This window comes from Azorhizobium sp. AG788, assembly GCF_004364705.1.
Classification (GTDB): Bacteria; Pseudomonadota; Alphaproteobacteria; order Rhizobiales; family Xanthobacteraceae; genus Azorhizobium; species Azorhizobium caulinodans.
Genome location: NZ_SOBM01000004.1, coordinates 428,764 through 451,436 on the forward strand (window position 1 = coordinate 428,764; position 22,673 = coordinate 451,436).

General features: G+C 67.9%; 22 protein-coding genes. 6 read left to right on the forward strand and 16 right to left on the reverse strand.

What is annotated here, in order from left to right; all coding sequences use genetic code 11:
• Window positions 1-151: 151 nt before the first annotated feature.
• Window positions 152-1,576, reverse strand: coding sequence for an aldehyde dehydrogenase family protein (locus DFO45_RS12720; RefSeq protein WP_133865141.1), 1,425 nt, complete (start codon window positions 1,574-1,576; stop codon window positions 152-154).
• 307 nt (window positions 1,577-1,883) lie between these two features.
• Between DFO45_RS12720 and DFO45_RS12725 the strand changes: the two genes are divergently transcribed.
• The 3 genes from DFO45_RS12725 to DFO45_RS12735 all read left to right on the forward strand — a co-directional run bounded on the left by DFO45_RS12725 (window position 1,884) and on the right by DFO45_RS12735 (window position 4,885).
• Window positions 1,884-2,981: an Ldh family oxidoreductase gene (locus tag DFO45_RS12725; protein WP_133865142.1), complete on the forward strand. Its 1,098-nt coding sequence runs from the start codon at window positions 1,884-1,886 to the stop codon at window positions 2,979-2,981.
• Between the two features lie 90 nt (window positions 2,982-3,071).
• Window positions 3,072-3,863 carry a TOBE domain-containing protein gene (locus DFO45_RS12730; RefSeq protein ID WP_133865143.1) on the forward strand — a complete coding sequence of 264 codons (792 nt, stop codon included), beginning with the start codon at window positions 3,072-3,074 and terminating at the stop codon, window positions 3,861-3,863.
• 179 nt (window positions 3,864-4,042) lie between these two features.
• Window positions 4,043-4,885, forward strand: a complete 843-nt coding sequence (locus tag DFO45_RS12735) for a xanthine dehydrogenase (protein WP_133865144.1) — start codon at window positions 4,043-4,045, stop codon at window positions 4,883-4,885.
• Window positions 4,886-4,915: 30 nt separating this feature from the next.
• Here the strand turns inward: DFO45_RS12735 and DFO45_RS12740 are convergent, their stop codons facing one another.
• Window positions 4,916-5,206 carry a hypothetical protein gene (locus DFO45_RS12740; protein WP_133865145.1) on the reverse strand — a complete coding sequence of 97 codons (291 nt, stop codon included), beginning with the start codon at window positions 5,204-5,206 and terminating at the stop codon, window positions 4,916-4,918.
• Between DFO45_RS12740 and DFO45_RS12745 the strand changes: the two genes are divergently transcribed.
• Both DFO45_RS12745 and DFO45_RS12750 read left to right on the forward strand, forming a co-directional pair.
• Entirely contained in the window at window positions 5,189-5,899 is a 711-nt protein-coding gene (locus tag DFO45_RS12745) for a carbonic anhydrase (protein WP_133865146.1), read from the forward strand. The two genes, DFO45_RS12740 and DFO45_RS12745, sit on opposite strands and share 18 nt — an antisense overlap.
• Window positions 5,900-5,909: 10 nt before the next feature.
• Entirely contained in the window at window positions 5,910-7,622 is a 1,713-nt protein-coding gene (locus tag DFO45_RS12750; protein WP_133865147.1) for a solute carrier family 23 protein, read from the forward strand.
• Window positions 7,623-7,655: 33 nt separating this feature from the next.
• Here the strand turns inward: DFO45_RS12750 and DFO45_RS12755 are convergent, their stop codons facing one another.
• From DFO45_RS12755 to DFO45_RS12810, 12 genes are all read right to left on the reverse strand, one after another.
• A complete protein-coding gene (locus DFO45_RS12755; protein WP_245518077.1) occupies window positions 7,656-8,681 on the reverse strand; it encodes an Ldh family oxidoreductase in 1,026 nt (341 codons plus the stop codon).
• Complete coding sequence (locus DFO45_RS12760) at window positions 8,678-10,423, reverse strand: hydantoinase B/oxoprolinase family protein (RefSeq protein WP_133865148.1); 1,746 nt, start codon at window positions 10,421-10,423, stop codon at window positions 8,678-8,680. The genes DFO45_RS12755 and DFO45_RS12760 overlap by 4 nt, the downstream gene beginning before the upstream one ends.
• Window positions 10,424-10,446: 23 nt before the next feature.
• Window positions 10,447-12,495: a hydantoinase/oxoprolinase family protein gene (locus tag DFO45_RS12765; RefSeq protein ID WP_133865149.1), complete on the reverse strand. Its 2,049-nt coding sequence runs from the start codon at window positions 12,493-12,495 to the stop codon at window positions 10,447-10,449.
• Between the two features lie 19 nt (window positions 12,496-12,514).
• Complete coding sequence (locus DFO45_RS12770) at window positions 12,515-13,258, reverse strand: aldolase/citrate lyase family protein (RefSeq protein ID WP_133865150.1); 744 nt, start codon at window positions 13,256-13,258, stop codon at window positions 12,515-12,517.
• Between the two features lie 134 nt (window positions 13,259-13,392).
• A complete protein-coding gene (locus DFO45_RS12775; RefSeq protein WP_012170327.1) occupies window positions 13,393-14,187 on the reverse strand; it encodes an ABC transporter permease in 795 nt (264 codons plus the stop codon).
• 12 nt (window positions 14,188-14,199) lie between these two features.
• Entirely contained in the window at window positions 14,200-15,033 is an 834-nt protein-coding gene (locus DFO45_RS12780) for an ABC transporter permease (RefSeq protein ID WP_245518078.1), read from the reverse strand.
• Between the two features lie 38 nt (window positions 15,034-15,071).
• Window positions 15,072-16,172 (reverse strand): ABC transporter ATP-binding protein, encoded by a 1,101-nt coding sequence (locus DFO45_RS12785; RefSeq protein ID WP_245518079.1) that lies wholly within the window; start codon window positions 16,170-16,172, stop codon window positions 15,072-15,074.
• A gap of 5 nt (window positions 16,173-16,177) precedes the next feature.
• Window positions 16,178-17,134: an ABC transporter substrate-binding protein gene (locus DFO45_RS12790; RefSeq protein WP_332118352.1), complete on the reverse strand. Its 957-nt coding sequence runs from the start codon at window positions 17,132-17,134 to the stop codon at window positions 16,178-16,180.
• 190 nt (window positions 17,135-17,324) lie between these two features.
• Window positions 17,325-17,996, reverse strand: a complete 672-nt coding sequence (locus tag DFO45_RS12795) for an RraA family protein (protein WP_012170331.1) — start codon at window positions 17,994-17,996, stop codon at window positions 17,325-17,327.
• Window positions 17,997-18,010: 14 nt separating this feature from the next.
• On the reverse strand, window positions 18,011-18,817 hold the full coding sequence (locus tag DFO45_RS12800) for a carbon-nitrogen hydrolase family protein (RefSeq protein ID WP_133865153.1): 807 nt from the start codon (window positions 18,815-18,817) through the stop codon (window positions 18,011-18,013).
• A 118-nt stretch (window positions 18,818-18,935) separates the two neighbouring features.
• Window positions 18,936-19,898, reverse strand: a complete 963-nt coding sequence (locus tag DFO45_RS12805; RefSeq protein ID WP_133865154.1) for a LysR family transcriptional regulator — start codon at window positions 19,896-19,898, stop codon at window positions 18,936-18,938.
• Window positions 19,899-20,005: 107 nt separating this feature from the next.
• A complete protein-coding gene (locus DFO45_RS12810; RefSeq protein WP_133865155.1) occupies window positions 20,006-20,215 on the reverse strand; it encodes a hypothetical protein in 210 nt (69 codons plus the stop codon).
• Between the two features lie 106 nt (window positions 20,216-20,321).
• On the opposite strand from DFO45_RS12810, the gene DFO45_RS12815 reads away from it, so the two are divergent.
• Window positions 20,322-21,014, forward strand: coding sequence for an esterase (locus tag DFO45_RS12815; protein WP_133865156.1), 693 nt, complete (start codon window positions 20,322-20,324; stop codon window positions 21,012-21,014).
• Between the two features lie 51 nt (window positions 21,015-21,065).
• Here DFO45_RS12815 and DFO45_RS12820 read toward each other — a convergent pair whose 3' ends face one another.
• Together DFO45_RS12820 and DFO45_RS12825 are read right to left on the reverse strand one after the other, a co-directional pair.
• Window positions 21,066-21,491, reverse strand: coding sequence for an OsmC family protein (locus DFO45_RS12820; RefSeq protein ID WP_043879140.1), 426 nt, complete (start codon window positions 21,489-21,491; stop codon window positions 21,066-21,068).
• Window positions 21,492-21,876: 385 nt separating this feature from the next.
• The gene (locus DFO45_RS12825) at window positions 21,877-22,671 is read right to left on the reverse strand and encodes an enoyl-CoA hydratase (protein ID WP_133865157.1); all 795 of its coding nucleotides are present in this window, start codon (window positions 22,669-22,671) and stop codon (window positions 21,877-21,879) included.
• Between the last annotated feature and the right edge of the window lie 2 nt (window positions 22,672-22,673).

Sequence of the window (22,673 nt, forward strand, 5' to 3'; positions counted from 1 at the left end):
TGAGTAGGAAAGCCGAGTTTTATCTGGATCTTGACCGCAGGACGCAGGATTGCGCGGCGCGGAACGGTCGAGACTTATCCCCCTTGCGGATGTCCTGTTCCTGCTCCGTCTTACGGAGGCGGCGGGCCTTCGCCCGCCGCTCCAGTTCAACTCACCCCCAGCCGATAGCGCCCTTGATCTCAAGGAAATCGTGAATGCCCCAGTCGGCATATTCGCGCCCGTTGCCGGACTGCTTGTAGCCGCCGAAGGGGGCGAATGTGTCCCAGGCGGGATAGTTGATCTGCACCGTGCCGGCCCGCATCCGCCGTGCAACCGTGCGGGCGTGGGCGATGTCCTGCGACTGCACATAAGCGGCGAGGCCATAGATGGTGTCATTGGCCATCCCGATCGCCTCTTCCTCGTCGCCATAGGAGAGGATGGAGAGCACCGGGCCGAAGATTTCCTCCCGCGCGATGGTCATGTCCTGCGTCACATGGCCGAAGACGGTCGGGCGCACGTAATAGCCGCGGTTGAGGCCCTCCGGCCGGCCGGGGCCGCCGGTGACGAGGGTCGCGCCCTCCTTGATGCCGGTCTCGATCAGCGCCTGGATCTTGTCGAACTGGATTTCGCTCACCACCGGGCCGAGCAGCGTGTCCTCGGCGCGCGGATCGCCCACCTTCACCCGCTCGGCGGTGGCCTTGGCGATGGCGAGCGCTTCCTCGTGCCGCTCGGCCGGCACCAGCATGCGGGTGGGCGCGTTGCAGGACTGGCCGGAATTGCCGAAGCAGCCGAGTACGCCCTTTGTCACCGCCTTCTCGAAAGCGGCATCGCGCAGAATGATGTTGGCGGACTTGCCGCCCAGCTCCTGCGAGACCCGCTTCACCGTGTCCGCCGCCGTCTTGGCGACGATGATGCCGGCACGGGTGGAGCCGGTGAAGGACACCATGTCCACGTCCCTGTGGCCGGCCATCACCTGGCCCACGTCCGGGCCGTTGCCATTGACGAGATTGAACACGCCGGCCGGCGTGCCGGCGGCTTCCATCACCTCGGCGAAGATGAGGCCGGTGATGGGCGCGATCTCGGAAGGCTTCAGCACCATGGTGCAGCCGGCGGCAATCGCCGGGGCGACCTTGCAGGTGATCTGGTTGAGCGGCCAGTTCCAGGGCGTGATGAGGGCGCACACGCCCACGGGTTCATACAGGATGGTTGTGGTGCCGCGCGTCTGTTCCAGCTCCATCTGCTCGAAGGCGGTGATGGTGGCCTCGATATGGGCGCGGCCGGAGGAGACCTGCGCATTGCGGGCGAAGGCGAGCGGCGCGCCCATCTCGCGGCTCACCGCCTGCGCGATGTCCTCGAAGCGGTCGTTATAGGCGGCGAGGATGCGCTTCAGCAGGGCAAGGCGCTCGGCCTTCGGGGTCTGCGAAAAGGACGTGAAGGCCCGCTTCGCCGCCGCGACCGCCTTGTCCACGTCCGCCGCCGTGCCCATGGCGATCTCCGTGAAGGCTTCCTCGGTCGAGGGATCAATCACCGCCAGCCGGCGCGGCTCCACCGGCTCGACCCACTGGCCGTCGATATAGAACTGGAGATGGTGGCTCATCATGCGTCCTCGGCTGTTTCCGCTCGAAGGGCGGGGCCTGCCGCCCCGTTGGAGTGCGCCATCTGAACCGGTTCGCCCGCCGCTGCCAAGCTGGAAAGGGGGGCTGCCGCACCGCGGTGCGGTTCCGAAGCATTTGCAACGGCTTGGCCTGTGCCTTAGGCTGGTGTCCGCGTCAGCGGGTCCGCCCCATGAGGCCTGCGGCGGCTTGGGAGAAGAGCCATGGTAGCACTCGCGGCCAGCGCCCTGAGGGCGCGTCCGGGCACGGCTTTACGCCGTGCCGCGCATCGCACGCGGGAGGTCGGGCACCATGGCTGAGCCGCGCTCCCCCATCCCGGTCTATGCCGCCCGCTATCGCGAGGCGGACCTGTCCGCGTTCTGCGAGGCCGCGTTGCGCGCTGCCGGCGCCGATGCGCCGACCGTCGATGCGGCGACGCGCGCCATGATGCACGCCTCCCGCCTGGGCGTGGACAGCCACGGCGTGCGGTTGCTCAACCATTATGTCTCGGCGCTGGAGGGCGGGCGCGTCGCCCGCGCGCCGCAGCTCACCTATGTGCGCGAGACGGGTGCGGTGGCGACGCTGGATGCCGGTGCCGCCCATGGGGCCCTTGCCGCCTATACGGCCATGGACCGGGCCATGGATCTCGCGAGCGGCTTCGGCATCGGGGCGGTGGCCATCCGCAATTCCTCTCATTTCGGGCCGGCGGGGGCCTTTGCCCTGGCAGCGGCGGAGCGCGGGTTCGTCGGGCTCGCCTTCTGCAATTCCGACAGTTTCGTGCGTCTTCATGAGGGCGCCGAGCGCTTCCACGGCACCAATCCCATCGCCGCCGCCGCGCCCGTGCGCGGTGCCCGGCCGTGGCTGTTCGACATGGCGACCAGCTCCGTGCCGTTCAACCGCGTGCTGCTCTACCGCAGCCTCGACATTCCGTTGCCGCGCGACGCCGCCTCGGACGCTGAGGGGGTGGATACGCAGGACGCGAATGCGGTGGATATGCTGGCGCCGCTTGGAGGAGCGTTCGGCTTCAAGGGCGCGGGCCTCGCGGGCCTCGTGGAGATCTTCAGCGCGCTGCTTTCCGGCGCGCTTCTCAGCTTCGACATCGCGCCCATGGTCGGGCCGGACATGGCGACGCCGCGCAATATCGGAGCCTTCGTGCTGGCGGTGCGCCCCAGCGCCTTCCTGGAGCCGGAGGCCTATGAGGAGGGCATGGCGCGCTATCTGCGCACGCTGCGCCGCTCCCGCCCCACCGCCGGCGGCGAGGTGCTGGCTCCCGGCGACCGTGAATGGCGCGAGGCGGACAATCGGGCGCGCATGGGCATTCCCGTGGATCCGGCGACAGCGGAGGCTTTCGCCCAGCTCTCCCTGCGCTATGGCCTTTATCTGCCCGAGACGCAGCCCACCGCGTACTGAACGGCCGATCACAGACGGGATGTGACGTCGCCCGCCTTGCGGCGCCGGCGCGCCGGGCGTTCAATGCCGTCGTCAGGCATGGGGAACGTGGTGACGGCGGGAAAGATCGACGCCCTTCTGGCGCTGAAGAGCGATGGCCGGCTGCTGGTCGGGCGCGACCGCATCCGGCTGCTGGAAGCGGTGGCGGAGCATGGCAGCATCACCCGGGCGGCAAAGGCCACGGGCTTCAGCTACAAGACCGCCTGGGAGGCGGTGGATGCCATCAACAACCTGCTGCCGACGCCGGCCTTCATCACCCGCACCGGCGGCCGGGCGGGTGGGAATGCGGCTATTACCGACGAGGGGCGGCGGCTGATCGCCACTTTCCACCGGCTGGAAAGCCGCCTCGCCGCCCTCTCCAGCCTCATCGCCGAGGACGGGCTCGATGGCCTGAGCGAGACGCTGCTCTGGACCGTGGGTGTGCGCATCTCGGCCCGCAACATGTTCCAGACCGAGATCACCCGTGTGCAGCGCTGGCCCGTGGACGTGGAGGTGAGCCTGAAGGTGAGCGAGATCGTCTGTCTGTGCGCGATCGTTACCAATTCCGCCGTGGAGGAACTTGACCTCAGGCCGGGGAGGCGGGTGCTGGCGCTGGTGAAGGCCTCCTTCGTGCATGTGCATGCCCCCGACGCCGTGCCGCCCGAGGCGCGCAACCGCTTTCCCGGCATCATCGCCGCACGCACCGATGCGGAGGTGAACAGCGAGATCCAGCTCGACATCGGCAATGGCAAGACCATCACCGCCGTCGTGCCGCGCCGGCTGGTGGATGCGGCAGGTTTCGCGGAGGGCGATGCCGCCGTCGCCACCTTCGATCCGGATCATGTGATCCTCGCCGGCGATTAGGATCGCGTGGCCTGTCGCTTTCTCGACAGGCGGCTGTCGGGCGTGCAGGACGTTATGTTGTGAAGCTGACGGCCGGAGCCGCGAAGGTTGTCCATTTCAGCCTGCAATAGCGTCAATCGCAGTTGGCCCCGCCTTTGCTTCATTCTCATTATGTAATCGTCTTACATAATGAGGCGGCAATGGATGGGACAGCGGCAGCCTTTCTGCGCAGCCGGCCGGAAGTGGCGATCGTGCTCGGCACGAACGAGATCGCATCCGCCGTGGCGATTCACCTTCACCGGGCGGGCTATGCGGTGGTGATGTCCCACGATGCCGCACCGCCGGTGATCCGCCGCCGCATGGCCTTCCATGATGCGCTGTGGGGCGATCCCGCTCCTGTGGAGGGCCTCGAGGCGGTTCCGGTGGAGCGCGTGAGCGAACTCTTTGCCATCTTCACGCACGGCGGGCGCCTCGCGATCACGCGCATGGGGCTCGTCGAACTGATGGTGATCGCGCCCTTCGCGCTGCTGATCGACGCCCGGATGGACAAGTATGCGGTGAAGCCGGATCTGCGGCATCTGGCGGATGTCACCATCGGTCTCGGGCCGGGCTTTGCCATCGGCCGCAATTGTGATGTGGCTGTGGAAACCCACCCCCGGCTCACCGGGCAGGTCGTGGCCCAGGGCGAGACGCAGGCAGGGGACCGTGTATCCCGCCGCCTGGGCAATTCCGGTGCGGAGCGCTTCGTCTATGCCGGCCTGCCCGGCCGCTGGCACACGGCCCACAGCATCGGCTCGCGGGTCTTCCGGGGCATGGTCCTCGGCCATCTGGAGCGGACGCCGGTGCTGGCGCCTCTCGACGGCGTGCTGCGTGGTCTCGCGCGCGACGGCATCGAGGTGCCCGGCGGCGTGAAATTGCTGGAGATCGACCCCCGCAACCGCTGGCAGGCCCGCTTTACCGGCATGGACGAGCGCGGCCGCGCCATCGCCGAGGCCACGCTCGCTGCCGCACGCGCCCACCGGGCACCGGCACCGCTGCACTGAGCCGCCACGCTGCCGTTGCTTCGGTAGACATCACCCCGCGCCATCCCTGAGCGTGCTTTGCCGGCTCTGGCGGGTCATCGGCGCCCGTGCGCCACGGCGGCTTGCGGCCGCGACGCTTCGCTCAAAGCCGGCTGCGCTTTCTCTGAGGCGCGCGGTCTGCCCGTCAGACACCTCATCTATTTCTGCGCGGATCGAGAGTTCTTCCTCGAACATTCCGGGGCGTGCAAAGGCACGAGATTCGGGGCATGATCGGTAATACTGCCCCGCTCGCCTGGATACGGCGCGCATCTTGAGGAACATGGGATGATCGACGACAGTCATACGGGTGATACTCCGTCCGCGTGCGCCGCCGAATGCCGGGATGTTGATCATCTTCTTGAGGGTGTCCGCCGCTTCAAGGCACGCTTCTACGACGAAGCGCCTGCGCTGATGCAGGGGCTGGTCGAGAAGGGCCAGAAGCCGGCGGTCCTGATGATCTCCTGTTCCGACTCGCGCGTCGATCCTGCGCTCCTGACGGGGGCCCTGCCGGGCGAACTGTTCGTGGTGCGGAACGTCGCCAATCTCGTGCCCGCCTATGCCCCGGACGACGGGCTGCACGGTACGGGCGCGGCGCTGGAATATGCGGTGCGCGACCTCGGCGTCGATCACATCGTGGTGCTGGGGCACGCCCATTGCGGGGGCATCAAGGCGATGCTGGCGACCGCCGGTGGCGAGCGCCAGCCGCGCGAGTTCGTGGGGCCGTGGGTGGAGATGGCGCTCGCCGCCAGCCGCCTGCATCTGCCCGCCGAGGATGGCGAACAGCGCGAGATGCCCCTCGACCATCTCAAGGCCGTGCCCTTCCTCGCCGAGCGCGCCTCCATCCTCGGCTCGCTGGACAATCTCATGACCTATCCCTGGGTCCGCGAGCGCGTCGAGGCCGGATCGCTGAGCCTGCACGGCTGGTGGTTCGATCTCGAAAGCGGTGACCTCTGGGTCACGGATGCTCCCGGAACGCCTCTGATGCCGGCCACCTGAGCCGGCCCCCATGCGCAAACCCCAGAATCTCGTCTATGGCGTGGACGATCTGCCGCCCGCGCGCGTCGGCCTATTGAGTGCGCTCCAGCAGGTGGCCTTCCTCAGCGCGCTGCTGAGCGTGCCCAGCATCGCGCTCGCAAACCTCGGGCTCGATGACGACCAGTTCCTGCGTCTCGCGGCGGCCACCCTGTTCTGCTCCGGCTTCGTGCTGGTCCTCCAGGGATTTGGCATCGGTGGGGTCGGCGCCCGGCTGTTCTATCCGCTCCAATGCACAACGGCGGCCATTCCAGCGCTCGTCTATGCCTCGTCCGCCGGCCTGTCGCTGGCCGAGAATTTCACCATGGTCGGCATGGTGGGCGTGTCCCAGGTGCTGTTTTCCTTTGTCATCTTCCGCCTGCGGGCGATCTTCACGGTGGAGGTGGCGGGGCTCGCGGTATTTCTCATCGGTGTCGGCCTCGGCCAGCAGGGCCTCTTTCTCGTGCTGGACCTGCCGCCGGACAGGCCCGACGCCATTGCCCATCTCACCATCGTCGGGGTAACGCTGGCGACGCTGGTCATCCTGCATGTGTATGTGCAGAGCCGGTTAAGGCTGTTCACCAACCTCATCGGCCTCTGCGTGGGGATGGTGCTGAGCGTCGCCCTCGGACAACTCGATCCCCATGACCTGCGCCTGTTCGCGGATGCGCGCGTCGTGGATTTCCCCCGTCCGCCGCTTTTCGGCTGGGCCTTCAACCTCGGCGCGGTCATCCCCTTCATGGTCACCGGCTTCGTCTTCGCGCTCACCTCCATGGGCGTGCAGACCATTGCCCAGCGCAACAATGACCGAGACTGGAAGAGCCCTGACCTCGTCTCCATCGGCCGGGGCATCCGTGCGGAAGGCGTGATGCATATGGTGGCGGGTTTTCTGAACGCCATGCCCATGGTGGCGTCGGGCGGCGCGGTGGCGCTGGCGGCGGCCTCCGGCTGCACGGCACGAGCGCTCGCCTTCTGGACCGGCGGCCTGTTGATGACTTTCTCGCTCCTACCCAAGGTGATCGGCTTCTGGCTGCTGATGCCGGTCTCGGTCACGGGCGCGCTCTTCATCTTCCTGTCCACCTTCACGACGGTGAACGGCATCCAGCTTGTGGCGAGCCGGGTGCTGGATGCCCGCAAGGTGTTGGCCATCGGCATGGGGTTCGTCGCCGCCATCGCCTACGAGCCGCTGCACCGGCTGCTGGACGGGCAGGTGCCGGGCCTGCGGCTGTTCACCTTCTCCGCCTTCGCGGTGTCCATCCTCGTCACGGTGGTGCTGCTCGCCATCTTCCGCATCGGCGTCACGCGCAAGGTGGTGCGGCGCTTTCCGGCCAGCGGTGCCCGGCATGACGACGTGGCGAACTTCATAGAGGCGGAGGGCGCGCGGTGGAGCGCGCGGGTGGACGTGGTGCAGCGCGCCGCGCAGGTGACCTGGCATGCGCTGGAACTGATCGGCCGCGATTATGTGGATCCCGAACGGCCGGTGATCGAGGTGACCACCCGCTATAACGATATCCTGTTCGACATCGTGCTGCGCTACGAGGGCACGGCGCCGGCCTTGGCGAGCCGCCCGCCGACGGCGGAGGAACTGCTGGAAAATCCTGCGCTGGCGGAGCAGTTGACGGGCTTCCTCATTACCCGCCTCGCGCCGGACCTGAAGATCCAGCGCATCGGCAGTTCGTGGGAACTGCACTTCCGCCTCCCGGTATGAGGGGGGAGCGGGTGTACCCGCCCCCGCACAGGATCAGCCGGCGATGGCCGTCAGCTTGTCCAGCAGCGCCTGAGGGATCTTCACGCCCTCGCGCGCGGTGCGCACCCGTGCCGCCGCGCGCCGCCCGCCGGGAAGGCGCGCACCCTCCTGATCGGTGATGGCGGCGAACAGATGGGCCATCCGCGCCGCCGCGTTCGGCCCTGCGAGCGGGCCGGGATCGACGGCGATGAACATCTGGCCCGTGCGCGGCGAGCCGCCCGCATTGTCCGCGAAGGAGGAGGCGTCGATGGAGAGATGCGCGCCCGTGAGCCAGGCGGCAAACATCTCCACGATGAGCGCAAGCCCCGCGCCCTTGTAGCCGCCGGCCGGCACCATGGTTCCCCCGGCGAGTGCCGCCTTCGGGTCGGTGGTGGGCTGGCCGTCCCTGTCCAGCGCCCAGCCGAGGGGAATGGCTTCGCCGCGCTGGTCGTGGACCACGATCTCGCTCTTTGCCACCACGCTGGACGACTGGTCCAGCACCAGCGGTTCGCCATCCGCGCGCGGCACCGCGAACGCGATCGGGTTGGTGCCGAACACCGGCTTCGTGCCCCCCACGGGCGCGATGGAGGCGGGCGCATTCACGAAGCCGAGCGCCATCAGGCCTGCCTTCGCGATGCGCTCCACGTGATAGCCGACAACGCCGCAATTGTAGGAGTTGGTCACCGCCAGCGCCGCGATGCCCTGTGCCCGCGCGGCATCAAGAAGAGCCGGCAGGCCGAGGTTGATGGCCGGATGGGCGAAGCCGTCCGCGGCATCCACGCGCACGAGGCCGGGGCGCGGGCGGGACAGGGTGGGCGTGGCCTTGCCGTCGATCTTGCCCACCTTGGCGTGGGCGCAATAGGTGGGCAGGCGGGCGAGGCCGTGGCTGTGCACGCCTTCCGCCTCCGCCGCCACGACGGAGGCCGTGACGGAGGGCTCGTTGGCCGGGCTGACGCCGCTCGCCTGTAAGGCCGCGCGGGTGAGGGCCTCCACCTCGGCAAGCGAGAGGAAGGCCATGGGAACGGATGCCGGGGCGCTCATGCGGCGACCCCGGTCTTGGCGCGGGCAGGGGTCTTGCTGCCACAGGTCTTGACGGTGGCGGCCGCGGCGGCAAGCTCCGGCGCACCATAGAGGGTGCGGGCCGCCTCGGGCGTCACGAGGCCTTCCGCCAGATCCTCGGCGAGCTTGGCCCGGTCGCGGCCCTTCGGGTCGCCGTAGCCGCCGCCGCCGGACGTCTTGATGGTCACGAGATCACCGGCGGAGAGCGGAATGCCGGAGACCTTGGAATTGAGACTCTCGGTGGTGCCGTCCGCATGGGTGACGGTGGTCGAGGAGAGGGAGCCCGGCTCGCCGCCCTTGATGCCATAGGGCGGGAAGCGGAAGCGCTCGAAATTGGTGGAGAGGGAGCCTTCCGCCGCCTCCAGCCGGAACTCGCGCACGAGGCCGAGGCCGCCGCGATGGGTGCCGGCGCCGCCCGTGTCCGGCAGCAGGCCGTAGCGAGTGAACACCACGGGGTATTTGGCTTCCACCATCTCGATAGGGGCGTTGGTGTTGTTGTGGAGGCCGCAGGAGAGCGCGCTCGCGCCATCACCCCCCGCATGGCCGCCCCAGCCGCCCACCTCGATGTCGAAATAGACCTGGCGCTTGGCGTTCGGCTGCACCAGCGAGACCGCATAGACATAGGAGATGGCGTAATAGGCCGCCGGAATCCGTTCCGGTGCGATCTGTGCCAGCGCGCCGAAGACGCAGGTGGCGATGCGGTGGTTCACCACCATTCGGCCGACCACGGGGGCGGGGAACTGGGCGTTCACCACGCTGCCCTTGGGCAGGTTCACGCTCACGGGCCGGTAGCAGCCGGAATTGGCTGGAATGTCGGAGCCCAGCGCCGCCAGCAGCGCGTAATAGACCGCCGAGCAGGTCATGGCCGGCGTGTTGTTCACCGGGCCACGCACCTGCGGGCTGGAGCCGGCGAAGTCGAGCGCGATGGTGTCGCCTTTCTTTGTGATGGTGATCTCAAGGCGGATGGGCGTGTCCGACTGGCCGTCGTCATCCACCGTCTCCACGAAGGAGGCGGTGCCGTCCGGCAGAGCCGCAATGGCGGCGCGCATCATGCGCTCCGAGCCATCGAGGATGGCGGACATGGCGGCGGAGAGGTTGGCGCTGCCATACTTCTTCGCGATGCGCGCCACTGCCCGCGCGCCGATGCCGAGCGCGGCGATCTGGGCGTTGAGGTCGCCGCGCGTCTCATCGGGCTGGCGCACGTTGTAGAGCAGCATCTCGAACACGCTGGTGTTGAGCGTGCCCTTGTCCACGAGGCGCAGCGGGGGAATGCGGATGCCTTCGTGGAAGATCTCGGTGGCCGCCGCATAATAGGAGCCCGCCGCGCCGCCGCCGACGTCCACATGGTGGCAGAGCGTGCCGACGATGCCGACGCGCTCGCCATCCACGAACACGGGGCGGAAGGTCTGGATGTCGGGGAGATGCTGGCCGCCGGCATAGGGATCGTTGGTGACGATGACGTCGCCCTCGTTCCAGCTCTCCAGCGGAATGTACTGCTCCAGAATGGTCTTCAGGCAGTCCGACATGGAGTTGAGGTGCACCGGAATGCGCGCGGATTGGGCGATGTTGCGCCCCTGCGCATCAAAGACGGCGGTGGAGAAATCGAGGATCTCGCGCACGACCGTGGAGCGGCTGGTGCGCCAGATGGTGATGCTCATTTCCTCGGCGGCGGCGACCAGCGCATTGCGGATCACCTCGAGGCGGACGGGATCGATGGGGCTCATGGCTCTCTTGTCCTTGGAGGCGATCAGTGGGTGGCCGCGCGCTCGGCGATGAGCGCGCCCGTGGCGTGGGCGCGGATGGTCCAGCCGGCCGGCACATAAGTGGCCGTGTAGGTCTCCTCCACCACGGCCGGGCCGGGCACGCCGGCGGGGCCGATGGCCTCGCGCGCCCAAACCTTGGTCTCGACGAAACCGCCGCGCCCATAGACCGGACGGGTCTTCGAACCGGAAGCGGTGCCGGCCGACGCGGGCGCCGGGGTCGGCTTGGCGAGGCGGCCGATGGCGGTGAGGCGCAGGGCCACGATCTCCACCGGTACGGCGGGCTCGTCATAGGAGAAGCGCTGCTTGTGGATGGCGTGGAAGGCGCTCGTCGCCGCCGCGACACCACGGGGCGAGAAATCCGCCGTGTCCAGCGGCACGCGCAGGTCGAAGGCCTGGCCCGCATAGCGCAGGTCCACCGCCCATTCGAAGCCGCAGTTCTCCGGTCGCACGCCGTCCTCGGCCAGCAGGCGGTTGGCCTCGGCGGCGAGGGCCTGCGCCTTCTGGGCCATGGAGGGGGCGAGATCGGAGAACAGGCCGATCTGCGTGGCGGAGAGGTCGTGGGTGATGTCCGACCACAGGATGCCCCAAGCCGAAAGCGTGGAGGCGTGGGCGGGGAAGATCACCTTGCGCATGCCGAGTTCCTCGGCCACCTCGCAGGCATGCACGCCGCCCGCGCCGCCGAAGGATAGGAGGGCGAAATCCTCCGGGTCCATGCCCTTCTCGAACAGCGAGAGGCGGGTGGCGGTGGCCAAGCTCGAATTGGTGACGGCGATGACGCCGGCCGCCGTCTCCTCCGGCGAGAGGCCGAGCTTGCCGGAAACCGCCTCTGCGGCCTTGGCGGCGGCCTCCCGATCGAGCCCCATCTTGCCGCCCATGAAGCTGGAGCCGTCCAGCCGGCCCAGCAGCAGGTTGGCGTCCGTCACGGTGAGCTGCTGGCCGCCGCGCCCGTAGCAGGCGGGGCCGGGCTCGGCACCGGCGCTGTGCGGGCCGATGCGCAGGCGCCCGCCGTCATCCACCCAGGCGATGGAGCCGCCGCCCGCGCCGATGGTACGCATCTCGATCATGGGCAGGCGCACTGGCAGGCCATCCACCTCGCCCTCGTTGACCATGGCGACGGCCCCTTCATGCACGACGGAGACGTCGAAGCTGGTGCCGCCCATGTCCACGGCGACGAGGTTCGGCTCGTCGAGGTCCGCCGCGAGCCGCTTGGCCGCCGCCGCCCCGCCCGAGGGGCCGGAGAGCAGCAGCCGGGCGGGCTCGCGCCCGGCCTTGGCGAGGCCCGAGACGCCGCCGTTCGACTGCACGAGATACACCTGCGTGGAGGGCACTTCCTCCTTCAGCTTGCCAGCGAGGCGGTCCGTATAGGTCTGCACCACGGGCACCAGCATGGCGTTGAGCACGGTGGTGGACATGCGCTCATATTCCCGCAGCTCCGGCGAAATATCGCTGGAGAGGGTGATGGCGACGCCCGGCAGCAGCTCGCGCAGGATTTCGCCGGCCCGGCGCTCGTGGGCCGGGTTGGCATAAGCGTGCAGGAAGCAGATGGCGACGGACTTCACCTCCGCCTCGCGCAGCTTGCCGGCGAGGAAGGCGACGGAGCGGTCGTCTAGCGGCTTCAGCACGCGCCCGTCCGCACCGATGCGTTCGGAGACGCCGAAGCACAGGCGGCGCTTCACCAGCGGCGCCGGGGGCGAGGCGGTGATGGCATAGACGTCGGTGCGGCCATGCCGGCCGATCTGCATCACGTCCTCGAAGCCGGCCGTCGTCACTACCGCGCCGAGCGGCAGCTTGCGCTCCAGCACGGCATTGGTGGCGATGGTGGTGCCGTGCAGCAGATACTGGACGTGATCGAGCGAGAAGCCGAAGCGCGCACTCGCTTCCTTGATGCCGGTGAGGAGACCGATGGACGGATCCGAGGGCGTGCTCGGCGTCTTCATCTGGTGGATCTCACCCGTCGAGGCGTCGAGAATCTCGATGTCGGTGAAGGTGCCGCCGATGTCGACGGCGATGCGGATGGGGGCCTGGGAGGTCATGACACGTTCCGGATGAGGATCACAGGAGGCCTTCGGAGCCGAGGCTATCCACGAGGCCGTGGAAGGCGGAGCGGATGAGGGCGTATTGCGCGCCCACCACCGTGATGTCGGCGCGGTGCAGCTTGCCGAAGGCGCGCTCGGGCGCCGTCCAGGCGGGCAGCACCCAGGGCTTGCCAGCGGCGCGAGCGGCGGCGCCGATGCGGGCGATGTCGTTCTTGTCGCTTTCGCTGAAGCTGTAGCGCGGGTTGCCGGCGGCCATGGACAGGTCGGTGGGGCCGGCGAAGAGGCCGTCCACGGTGGGCAGAGCGGCGATGGCCTCCACGTCATTGAGGGCTTCGCGGCTCTCGATCATCGGCCAGCACTTGGTGCGGGCGTTCTCATTGGCGCTGAAGCTGTCGTCCACCGGGCCGTAGCCCATGGTGCGGCCACCCGCATAGGAGCGCACGCCAAGCGGGGGATATTTGGTGGCCGCCGTCACGGCCTTCGCATGATCGAGCGCGCCGATGTGCGGGATGATGATCGCGTCCGCCCCGAAATCGAGCGCCTGCTGGATCGGCTCGGTGAGCGGGCCGAGCACCTTGGCATAGACCTTGATGCCGAGCGCCCGGCAGAAGGGGATCACCCGGTCGAGGTCATCGAGATTGAAGGTGCCGTGCTCGATGTCGAGCACCACCGCCGTGAAGCCGGCGCCCCGCGCAATCTCGATGTGCGGGAAAGAGGGCGAGGAGAGCCAGAAGGCGAACTGGGCGAGCTGCTGGGACATGAGCGATCTCCGGGCGAAAGCGTGAGTTCCCCCGTTCCCGCGCGAGGCGCAGGTCGGGGCGGACGGGTCTGGGCAAGGTCAGGTGCGGGCGGATCCCGCGAACTTGGGGCCGGGCGGGCGCAAGGCCCGTCCGGTCACTTCACAAAGGTCTTCGCAAGTCCGGCGGTGCGGTCCACCACGATGACAACGGCCAGGGTGAGCACCACCAGCAGCACGGAGATGGCGGCGACCAGAGGATCGGCCTGCTGTTCCACGTGGCGATACATGGCGACCGGAAGCGTGGAGATGCGCGGGCCGGTCATGAAGAGCGAGAGCACCACCTCGTCGAAGGAGACAAGGAAGCAGAGGGCGGCGGTGGACACCATGCCCGACCGCATCATCGGCAGGGTGACGCGGAAGAAGACGGTGAGCGGCGGCGCACCGAGCGTCGAGGCGGCTTCCTCCACCGGGATGGGCAGCGTGGCGAGCGCGGTGGAGAGCACGCGGATGGCATAGGGCAGGGTGACGATGAGATGCGCCACCACGAGCCCCTGAAAAGTGCCGAGCAGGCCGAGCGGGGCGAACACCAGCAGGATGGCGAGGCCGAGCACGATGGTCGGCAGCAGCAGCGGGGCGGTGAACAGGCCGCCCAGCGCCTCGGCGCCCGGCGGCTTGAGCCGAACCAGCGCATAGGCCGCCGGCAGGCCGACCAGCAGGGAGATGACCGTCACCACCACCGCCAGCAGGAGGCTCACCGAGAAGGCGGCGGTCATCTTGCTGTCGGAGAAGATGGCGCCGTACCACTTCAGGCTCCAGCTCGACGGCGGGAAGTTGAGGTAGGCGTCCCCGCTCAGGGACATGGGCACGATGATGAGGATCGGCGCCAGCAGGAAGAGGAACATCACGCCGGCAGCGATCTTCAGCGCGGGGGAGACGGGGCGTTCATCCATGGGCCGTCTCCGTCAGGCAATGCGCCGCAGGGCGCGGGTGTAGAGGGCCAGCGCTGCGCCGAACAGCACCAGGATGATCATGGAGAGCGTCGCGGCGACCGGCCAGTTGAGGGTCACGATGGCCTGATCGTAGATCTCGGTGGCCAAGAGGAACACGCGCCCACCCCCCAGCAGCTTCGGCGTGACGAAGGAGGAGATGGCGAGCACGAAGCAGAGCAGGCAACCCAGCGCCATGCCCGGCGCGGTGAGCGGCAGCACCACGCGCCAGAAGGTCTTCAACGGTGTCGCGCCGAGCGTCAGCGCCGCTTCCTCGCAACGCGGATCGAGCCGGCCGAAGCCCGAAAGCAGGGCGAGGATCATGTAGGGCATCAGGATTTCGGTGAGCCCGATGATGACGCCCGTGAGGTTGAACATGAGGCGCGGCGGCGTGAGGCCGACGAGGCCGAGCACATTGGCGATGAGCCCCTGCGAGGACAGGATGGCGATCCAGCCATAGGTGCGCACCACGGCTGAGGTGAGCAGCGGCGCAATGACCAGCACCAGCAGGATGGTGCGCCACAGGCCGGACGAACGGTGCAGATAGAGCGCGATGGGGTAGGAACACAGCAGCGTCAGCACCGTGATGAAGAGGCTGACGCCGATGCTGTTGCCGATCAGCTCCAGCGTGAAGCTGTCGCCCAGCACCGTGGACCAGGTGGTGAGCGAAAAGGTCTCTACCAGCGCGCCGGTCGCCTGCGATTCCTTGAAGGACATGCGCAGCAGGTTGAACACCGGCCACAGGAAGCCCACCGCATTCACGAGCGCGATGGGCAGGAGCAGCAGCATGGCAACCGCGGTCGGGCTCATGGGGCGCGCCGCGCGGGGTGCGGGAACGGCGAGCGTGCTCATGATGCGGCGTACACGAAGGTGTCCTGCGGGCGCCAGGACAGGGTGACGGGGGTTCCCGGCGCCAGCACCTGCTCGCCGCCGCGCGTGGAGGCTTCCGTCTTCAGCAGGGTGCCGCCGGCCTCCACCTCATACTCGAGGATGTCGCCGGCGAAGGTGGCCCGGGTGACGGTGCCGGAGAGGCTGTGAAGGTCGCCGCTTGCCGGCGCGGCGCCGGGAGAAAGCACGATGCGATGCGGACGCACCATGACCTCAACCGGGCCGTTGAAGCCGGGCGCGGCGACCTTCACGCCCGCCACCTCTGCGATACCCCCCGCAGCGGTGCCGGACAGGCGGTTGATGCGGCCCACGAAGCCCGCCACGAAGGCGGTTTTCGGGTGTTCATAGATTTCGTGCGGCGTGCCGAGCTGCTCCAGACGGCCGTGGTTCATCACCGCCACCTTGTCGCAGATGGTGAGGGCTTCCATCTGGTCGTGGGTCACGAAGATGGCGGTGATGCCGAGCCGCTTCTGGATGTCGCGGATCTCGTTGCGCATCTCGTCGCGCAGCTTGGCGTCGAGGTTGGAGAGCGGTTCGTCGAGCAGCAGGATGGAGGGCCGCACGACGAGCGCGCGGGCGAGCGCCACGCGCTGCTGCTGGCCGCCGGAGAGCTGGGCGGGGCGGTGGTGCTCCTTGCCGGTGAGGCGCACCATGGCGATGGCCTCGCGCACCCGCTCCGCCGCCTCGGCTTTCGAGACCTTGCGCATCTCAAGGCCGAAGGCGACGTTCTTCGCCACGTCCATGTGCGGGAAGAGGGCGTAGGACTGGAACACCAGCCCCATGTCGCGCCGGTAGGGCGGCACGCCTGTGATGTCGCGCCCGTCCACCACGATATGGCCGGACGTTGAGGGGGCAAGGCCGGCGATCATCCGCAGCGAGGTGGTCTTGCCGCAGCCGGAGGGGCCGAGAAAGGCGACCAATTCGCCCTTGGCCACGTCGAGATTGAGGTCGTCCACGGCATTGAAGGTGCCGTAGCGGCGGGTGAGGCCGCGCAGGGAGAGGAAGCCCTCGCCCTGCGTCTGGCGCTGGATCTCGTCGGGCGAGGTGCGGATCATGGCCATGTGCCTCACCGGCTGGCGGGCAGCACGCGGCGGCGCCACTGTTCGCCGATGGCGTCACGCACCTTGGCGAGCGCGATCCAGTCCACCGGGATCACCTTGTCCATGAACTTCACGGCGGTGCGGTCGAGCGCTTCGGGCGAGATGTCCGCTTTGGCGTTGGTGGGAGCGTAGAACATGCTCTCGGTGAAGGCCTTCTGGGCCTCGGGGCTCAGGGCATAGTTCACGAAGGTCTTGGCCGCATCGCCGCCGGGGCCGTTGGCCACGAGGTTGATGGTGTTGATCTGGAACACCGTGCCTTCCTGCGGGATGGTGGCCTTGAGCTTGCCGCCGGAGGTCTGGCTGTTGACCTGCGCGCGGGCGTTCCAGCCGGCGCCGACGGCGGCCTGCCCGGTGACGATGGGCGCATAGACCTCGGGCTTGGGCTCCCAGGTCTGGACGTTGGGCGCGATCTCGACCATCGCCGCAATGCCCTTGCTCACGTCCTTCAGATAGTCCGTGCCGCCGTTCGCCTTGTTGAGGATGATGACCAGCGAGAGCCCCTGAATGTCGGGCATTCCGGGGATCACCACCTTGCCCGCATAGCCCTTGTCGGCCATGGCCATCCAGGACTTCGGCGGCTCCTTCACCTGATCGGTGTTGTAGAGCATCACGAGATTGTCGAAGGTCACCGCGACGCCCGCCACGTCCGGAATACGGGCGTTGGGATAGAGATCCTTCACGTTGGGCGCGTTGGTCTCGTCGATCTTGGTGAACAGGCTCTCATCGGTGCCGGCCTTCGACACCGAGACGTCCATGATGGCGACGTCGGTCTGCGGCGCGGCCTTCTGGGCACGCAGGTTGCCGAGCATGGCGGCGGAGGAGGGCAGGGGGAAATAGGTGACCTTGATATCCGGATGCGCCTTCATGAAGGGCTCGATCACGGCCTTCGTGTAACGCTCCTGGAACAGGCCCGAATAGGCCATGACGGTGATGTTGCTCTCGGCCCAGGCGGCCTGAGAGAAGAGACCGAGGGCGAGCGCCGCAGCGGCCCCGAACTTCGCAGACGTCGTCATGTGGATCCCCTCTGGAAAAGGTGTGGGACGGGCCGGTGGTCCAGCCTCGGCTTCATGGTGACGGCCGGGCGGCTGAGTGTTGGCTCAGCCGCCCTCATGTTCAGGTGGCGGGCGCGAGCTTGGCTTCCACCATCGCGCGGGCGCCGGTGATGTCCGGCAGCTTCTCGCCGGCGGCGAGGCGGGCGAGCAGCTTGATCTCGTTCTCCTGCATCTGGATGGCGCGGGCGGCGATGGCGGGGGCCTGCGCCGGCTTCAGCACCACCACGCCGCTCTCGTCGCAGAGCACGGCGTCGCCCGGCTCGATGGTCTGGCCGCCCACATTCACCGGCACGTTCATCGCGCCTTCGAGGCCGAGAAGCTTGGTGGTGATGGGCGAGGGGCCACGGCACCACATGGGCATGTCCACCTTCACGATCTCGGAGAAATCGGTGGCCGGGCCGTCGATGACGCCGGCCTTCACGCCCGCCATCTTCATGGCGTTGGTGATGACGCCGCCCCAGCAGGCGTGCTTGTCGTCGCCGCAGCGCTCGATCACCACCACGTCGCCGGGGCGCACATAAGCGGTGAGATAGTGCAGCAGCGTGGAATCCGCGTGCGGGATGCGCAGCGTCACGGCGGTGCCGGCGACGCGCTTGCCCGGCAGCACGGCGCGGATCTCGCGGTCCACGAAGCCGGAATGCAGCACATGGCCGATGGTCGCCACCTCGCACTTCTCAAGCTCGGTCACGAGCTCGGGCGCGATCTGGGCGGGCATGGGATTGACGATGAACATAAGTGCGCTTCCGCTCAGGCGAGAACGTGGTGATTGGCGACGGGGACGTTGGCCCGCACCTTCTCGGTGTAGCCGAACTCCAGACGGCCGGTGGTGAAGCCCACCCCGTCGGAGGCCTGCGCGGTGATGTGGCCCCACGGGTCGATGACCATGGAATGGCCCCAGCACCACTTCTTGCCGCCCGCGTGCGGGCCGGTCTGGCCGACCGCGAGGAACCAGGTCTGGGTCTCGATGGCGCGGGCGCGGGCGAGGATTTCCCAGTGGTCCTTGCCGGTCATCAGCGTGAAGGCGGCGGGCAGGACGATGATGTCCGCGCCCTTGTCGCGCAGCTTGCGGAACAGCTCGGGGAAGCGGATGTCGTAGCAGATGGCGCAGCCGACCGTCTTGCCGCCGAGCGCGTAGGTGACCACGTCCTCGCCGCGCGAGACGGTGTCGCTCTCGCGATAGACGGTGCCGCCGGTGATCTCCACGTCGAACAGGTGGATCTTGCGGTAGCGGGCCAGTTCCTCGCCATCGGGGCCGAAGACGACGGTGGTGTTGTAGAAGGAATTGCCCTCGCGCTCGGCGACGCTGCCGGCGTGGATCGCCACCTTCAGCTTCTTCGCGAGCCCCTTCATGAGCTGGTAGGACTCGCCATCCGGGAAGGTCTCGGCGGCCTCCTGCGCCTGCGCCGGCGTATCACCGAGAAAGGCGTAATATTCCGGCAGCACGACGAGGTCGGGCTTGTCGGCGGCCACCGCCGCTTCGATCAGGGAGGCGGCGGTCGCGAGATTCGCGGCCTTGTCCCCCTGCGTGTTCATCTGGACCAGCGATACCTTCACGTCAGGTCTCCTGCCTTGGGTGACGGGAGCAGACCAGACCAAACCACGTCCGACAAACGCGAAATAATTGTCGGCGCTTACAAGAAATGCTTATGACAGCGGCACGGGCGGCGCGTGCCTATTTTGTGTGCGATGCAATGCGGATCTGGTTGCGGCGCGCATTGGCCGATGGCGTGAGCGTGGCCGCGTCTTCCGCCTTCGCCACTTGCGCCGCCATCCGGGCGATCAATGCGGGCAGGGTGCTGCCCGGCTCCTCGCGATAGACAGCGTGGAGGTGCAGGGGCGGCAGGTCCGCGTCCACGTCGAGCTGCATCAGTTCGCCCCGTTCCACCATCTCGCGAGCCACCTCAGTCGGCAGGACGGCGACGCCCATGCCGTCGCGGGCGAGGCGGGTGATGGTGGCGAGCGAGTTGGAATTGAGGATGCGCACCAGATTGAGGTTCGCGTCGAGGCCGGCGGACTCCATCAGACGCAGCACGTTCTGGTGGGGTTGCGAGCCCTTTGAGAAGGCGAAGATGGGGTTCGCCACGATGTCCACGAGCGAGAGGCGGCGCCCGTGCAGGCCGAGGTGCGGCGCGGCAAACCAGTGGCACTGATAGGTGCACAGGTCGATATTGCTGCACTCGGCCGCCAGTACGGGCCCGGCGATCAGCGCCAGATTCACCTGCCGGTCCAGCAGCAGGCGGGAGACCGTGAGGCTGTTATCCACCGTGAGGTCGATGTCCACGTCCGGATAAGTGGCCTTCACCGCTTCGATCAGCTTGGGCAGCCACGCATAGACGATGGAATCGATGGTGCCGATGGCGATGCGCCCGCGGAGGCTGCTGGCCTCGCTCACCCCGAGCCGCAATTCTTCGGTGAGGCGAACGATGGTTTCCGCCTGCGCCAGCGCCCGCTCGCCTTGCGGAGTCAGGCTCACATTGCGCAGGTCGCGCTCGAACAGCCGCACGCCGAGATCGCGTTCGAGGGTCGCGATGCGGTTGGAAACAGTCGCCTGGGTCGTGCAAAGCTTGTCCGCCGCGCTGGAGAAGCTCCGCAGCCGGGCGACCCACACAAAGGTTTCCAGGAAACGGATATTCATCGGCGTGCGCGGTCTCCGGCCAGTGGCGGAACAGACAGGCGCCGATGATGGGCTCTGGGGGACCGAACTGCAATGCAAGCGATGCGCTACCGGTCCCCCATTTCGCCTCAGGGGCGCCTGCTCTGATCGGGCGGTACGCGCACGTCCGGCGGGCGACGATCGTCCGGAGCGCTGTCCTCATATTCGGCGTCGTTCGGCGCAAGTGGCGCCTCCAACGGCGGCCGGGCCGGCGAGGGGCGGTCATTAAGGACTGCATCCTCATTGGCCGGGTCGACCACGAGCGGGTTCTGGTCAAGGGTGCGCGGGTCGCGGGTCATGAAGCCTCCCTGTCTGTGCTTGGGGCTTCAACGGAAGGCGGACGGCTTCGTTCCGCCATGTTGCACCGCGCCTTGATCCGGGGCAGGCATTCCGTAATGTTGTATTATGGATGCCAATCTCGCCGGACGGCTCAATTTCACCCATCGCCCGCCCACCAAGGAAGCCCTCCCGCCGGGACGGCACGACCTTGGGCTTTTCGAGCAGCGCGACGCGGTGCTCGTGGTGCCGGAGGGAATCGACCCAGCGCGACCGACCCCTCTCGTGGTGCTGTTCCATGGCGGTGGGGGCAGTGCGCAGAAGATCCTGCCCATGCTGGAGGCCCATGCCCAAGCCAACGGCTTCCTCCTGCTGGTGCCGCAATCCCTCTATCCCACCTGGGACATCGTGATCGCCGGCAACGGGCCGGACCGGGAGAGGCTCGACATCGCGGTCGCCGAAGTGGCGGACCGCTTTACCCTGGACCCGGAGCATCTCGCCTTCGCGGGCCATTCGGACGGCGGCAGCTACACGCTCTCGCTCGGCCTCACCAACGGGCAGTTCGTCACCCACCTCATCGTGTCGTCGGCGGGCTTCATGTCGGTGCACCATCAGGAGGGTGCGCCGCGGGTCTTCATCTCGCACGGCATCAATGACGAGCAGATCCCCATCGACCGCAGCGGCCGGGCGCATGCGGACCTGCTGAAGCGTGCCGGCTATGACGTGACCTATATCGAATATAACGGTCCGCACGCCTACCAGCCGCCCGTCGTGGCGCTGGCCGTGAACTTCTTCCTCGCCGACCTGCTCGCAACCGCCTGACCTCTCCGCCGGAAGCGGAGCCGCGAGCGGAGAACCGCCCGCGGCCCGCGCTCACGCGACCAGCGCGGCGTCGAGGCTGATGTCGGCCTTGAGCAGCTTGGAGACGGGGCAGCCCGCCTTGGCCTTGGCGGCGAGCTGCTGGAAGGTTTCGGCGTCCGCGCCGGGGATGGTCGCCCGCAGCGTCAGGTGGACGGCAGTGATGGCGAAGCCGTCCGACTGCTTTTCTAGTGAGACTTCGGCCGTGGTCTCCATGTGCGTCGCCGTGAAGCCGGCCTCGCCGAGGATGAGCGACAGGGCCATTGTGAAACAGCCGGCGTGGGCGGCCCCGATGAGCTCCTCCGGATTGGTCCCCGGCTTGCCCTCGAAGCGGCTGGCGAAGCCATAAGGGTAGGCGGAGAGCGCGCCGCTCTTGGTGGAGATGGCGCCCTTGCCGTCCTTGATGCCGCCTTCCCAGACAGCAGAACCCTGGGTCTTCATGCGTTGCTCCTTGCGTCGGTTCGGGCGCGCAACACGAAAGGGCCGTGCGCCACACCCTGTATAACGCGGAAGTCGTGAAACGGGTGCGACCCACGGGAGGTTGATCGTGCGGGTGGGCAAAGACGGCTGTTGAAGTCCAGCGGAAAAACGAGGGGGGAGATGTCTCTTTTACCGCCGCAGCGCGCTCCATGTTCCATATGGTGGAACACTTTCGGGCCCCGGCCTAACCTTTGTGAGCAAGTGATTTATTCACTTGCTTCATATGCTTCGTCTCCCTTAGCTTCTGGCCATTGGACCATTCCCGCGTGATGGTCTGGACGCCGGTCAGGCGCATCCTGCCGGTGAGGTTCAGGGGGGCAACCTCACCGGCGGATGATTCCGCGGGTCAGCGGCCGCGCCAGTCCGGCCGCCGCTTTTCGAGGAAGGACGCGATACCCTCCTTGAAGTCGGCACTGCCATAGACCTTGCGGATCAGATCCGAGTCCGAGGGCTGCAGTTCGGTGGCGAGACGCCGCAGGGCTTCCTTGGCCGTCTGCATGGTGAGAGGGGCATGGCCCTTCAGCTGCGTGCAGACCTCGACCAGCCTTGCCTCCAGCGCCTCGGGCGGGACGATTTCCGCATAGCCGGGCGGCAAGGTTTCCACCGCCGGCATTTCGGCGAGCATCAGCATGCGTTTCACGAGGCCGACGCCGAGTGTCGACGTGAGGCGGCGCAGATTGCCGGCCGAAAGCCCGTTGCCGAGCGTCCGCGCAATAGGGGCGCCGAACCGGCTGCCGGGCGTGGCGATCCTGAGATCGCAGGAATTGGCGAGGATGAAGCCGCCGCCTACCGCCCAGCCCTCGACTACCGCGAGGGTCGGCATGGGCAGGGCCTCGAGCGCGCTCACATAGGTCTCCACCCGCGCCTCGTAGGCAACGCCGTCCTGCCCGGAAAAATCGCGGAACTGCTCGATGTCCGTCCCGGCGACGAAGGCCTTGCCGCCGGCGCCGCGCAGCACGGCCACCTTGATCTCGTCGGTGCGCGCCAAGATCTCGCGGCAGGCGGCGTAGAGCTCCTCATACATCCGCCAGGTCATGGCGTTGCGTGCCGCGGGACGGTCGAAGGTAAGGGTGGCGATGCCGTCGCCAATGGCGAGGCGGGTGGTGCCGGCGTCCGGCGAGAGGGGCGGGGTTGATGTCATGG

Coding starts and splice junctions, on each gene's coding strand:
- DFO45_RS12810 (WP_133865155.1), bottom strand. CDS start 20,215: ATGACCCGCGACCCGCGCACCCTTGACCAGAACCCGCTCGTGGTCGAC.
- DFO45_RS12760 (WP_133865148.1), bottom strand. CDS start 10,423: ATGAGCCCCATCGATCCCGTCCGCCTCGAGGTGATCCGCAATGCGCTG.
- DFO45_RS12790 (WP_332118352.1), bottom strand. CDS start 17,134: ATGGCCTATTCGGGCCTGTTCCAGGAGCGTTACACGAAGGCCGTGATC.
- DFO45_RS12785 (WP_245518079.1), bottom strand. CDS start 16,172: ATGGCCATGATCCGCACCTCGCCCGACGAGATCCAGCGCCAGACGCAG.
- DFO45_RS12815 (WP_133865156.1), top strand. CDS start 20,322: ATGGATGCCAATCTCGCCGGACGGCTCAATTTCACCCATCGCCCGCCC.
- DFO45_RS12740 (WP_133865145.1), bottom strand. CDS start 5,206: ATGACTGTCGTCGATCATCCCATGTTCCTCAAGATGCGCGCCGTATCC.
- DFO45_RS12825 (WP_133865157.1), bottom strand. CDS start 22,671: ATGACATCAACCCCGCCCCTCTCGCCGGACGCCGGCACCACCCGCCTC.
- DFO45_RS12805 (WP_133865154.1), bottom strand. CDS start 19,898: ATGAATATCCGTTTCCTGGAAACCTTTGTGTGGGTCGCCCGGCTGCGG.
- DFO45_RS12820 (WP_043879140.1), bottom strand. CDS start 21,491: ATGAAGACCCAGGGTTCTGCTGTCTGGGAAGGCGGCATCAAGGACGGC.
- DFO45_RS12750 (WP_133865147.1), top strand. CDS start 5,910: ATGCGCAAACCCCAGAATCTCGTCTATGGCGTGGACGATCTGCCGCCC.
- DFO45_RS12720 (WP_133865141.1), bottom strand. CDS start 1,576: ATGAGCCACCATCTCCAGTTCTATATCGACGGCCAGTGGGTCGAGCCG.
- DFO45_RS12745 (WP_133865146.1), top strand. CDS start 5,189: ATGATCGACGACAGTCATACGGGTGATACTCCGTCCGCGTGCGCCGCC.
- DFO45_RS12780 (WP_245518078.1), bottom strand. CDS start 15,033: ATGAGCCCGACCGCGGTTGCCATGCTGCTGCTCCTGCCCATCGCGCTC.
- DFO45_RS12755 (WP_245518077.1), bottom strand. CDS start 8,681: ATGAGCGCCCCGGCATCCGTTCCCATGGCCTTCCTCTCGCTTGCCGAG.
- DFO45_RS12765 (WP_133865149.1), bottom strand. CDS start 12,495: ATGACCTCCCAGGCCCCCATCCGCATCGCCGTCGACATCGGCGGCACC.
- DFO45_RS12770 (WP_133865150.1), bottom strand. CDS start 13,258: ATGTCCCAGCAGCTCGCCCAGTTCGCCTTCTGGCTCTCCTCGCCCTCT.
- DFO45_RS12725 (WP_133865142.1), top strand. CDS start 1,884: ATGGCTGAGCCGCGCTCCCCCATCCCGGTCTATGCCGCCCGCTATCGC.
- DFO45_RS12795 (WP_012170331.1), bottom strand. CDS start 17,996: ATGTTCATCGTCAATCCCATGCCCGCCCAGATCGCGCCCGAGCTCGTG.
- DFO45_RS12735 (WP_133865144.1), top strand. CDS start 4,043: ATGGATGGGACAGCGGCAGCCTTTCTGCGCAGCCGGCCGGAAGTGGCG.
- DFO45_RS12775 (WP_012170327.1), bottom strand. CDS start 14,187: ATGGATGAACGCCCCGTCTCCCCCGCGCTGAAGATCGCTGCCGGCGTG.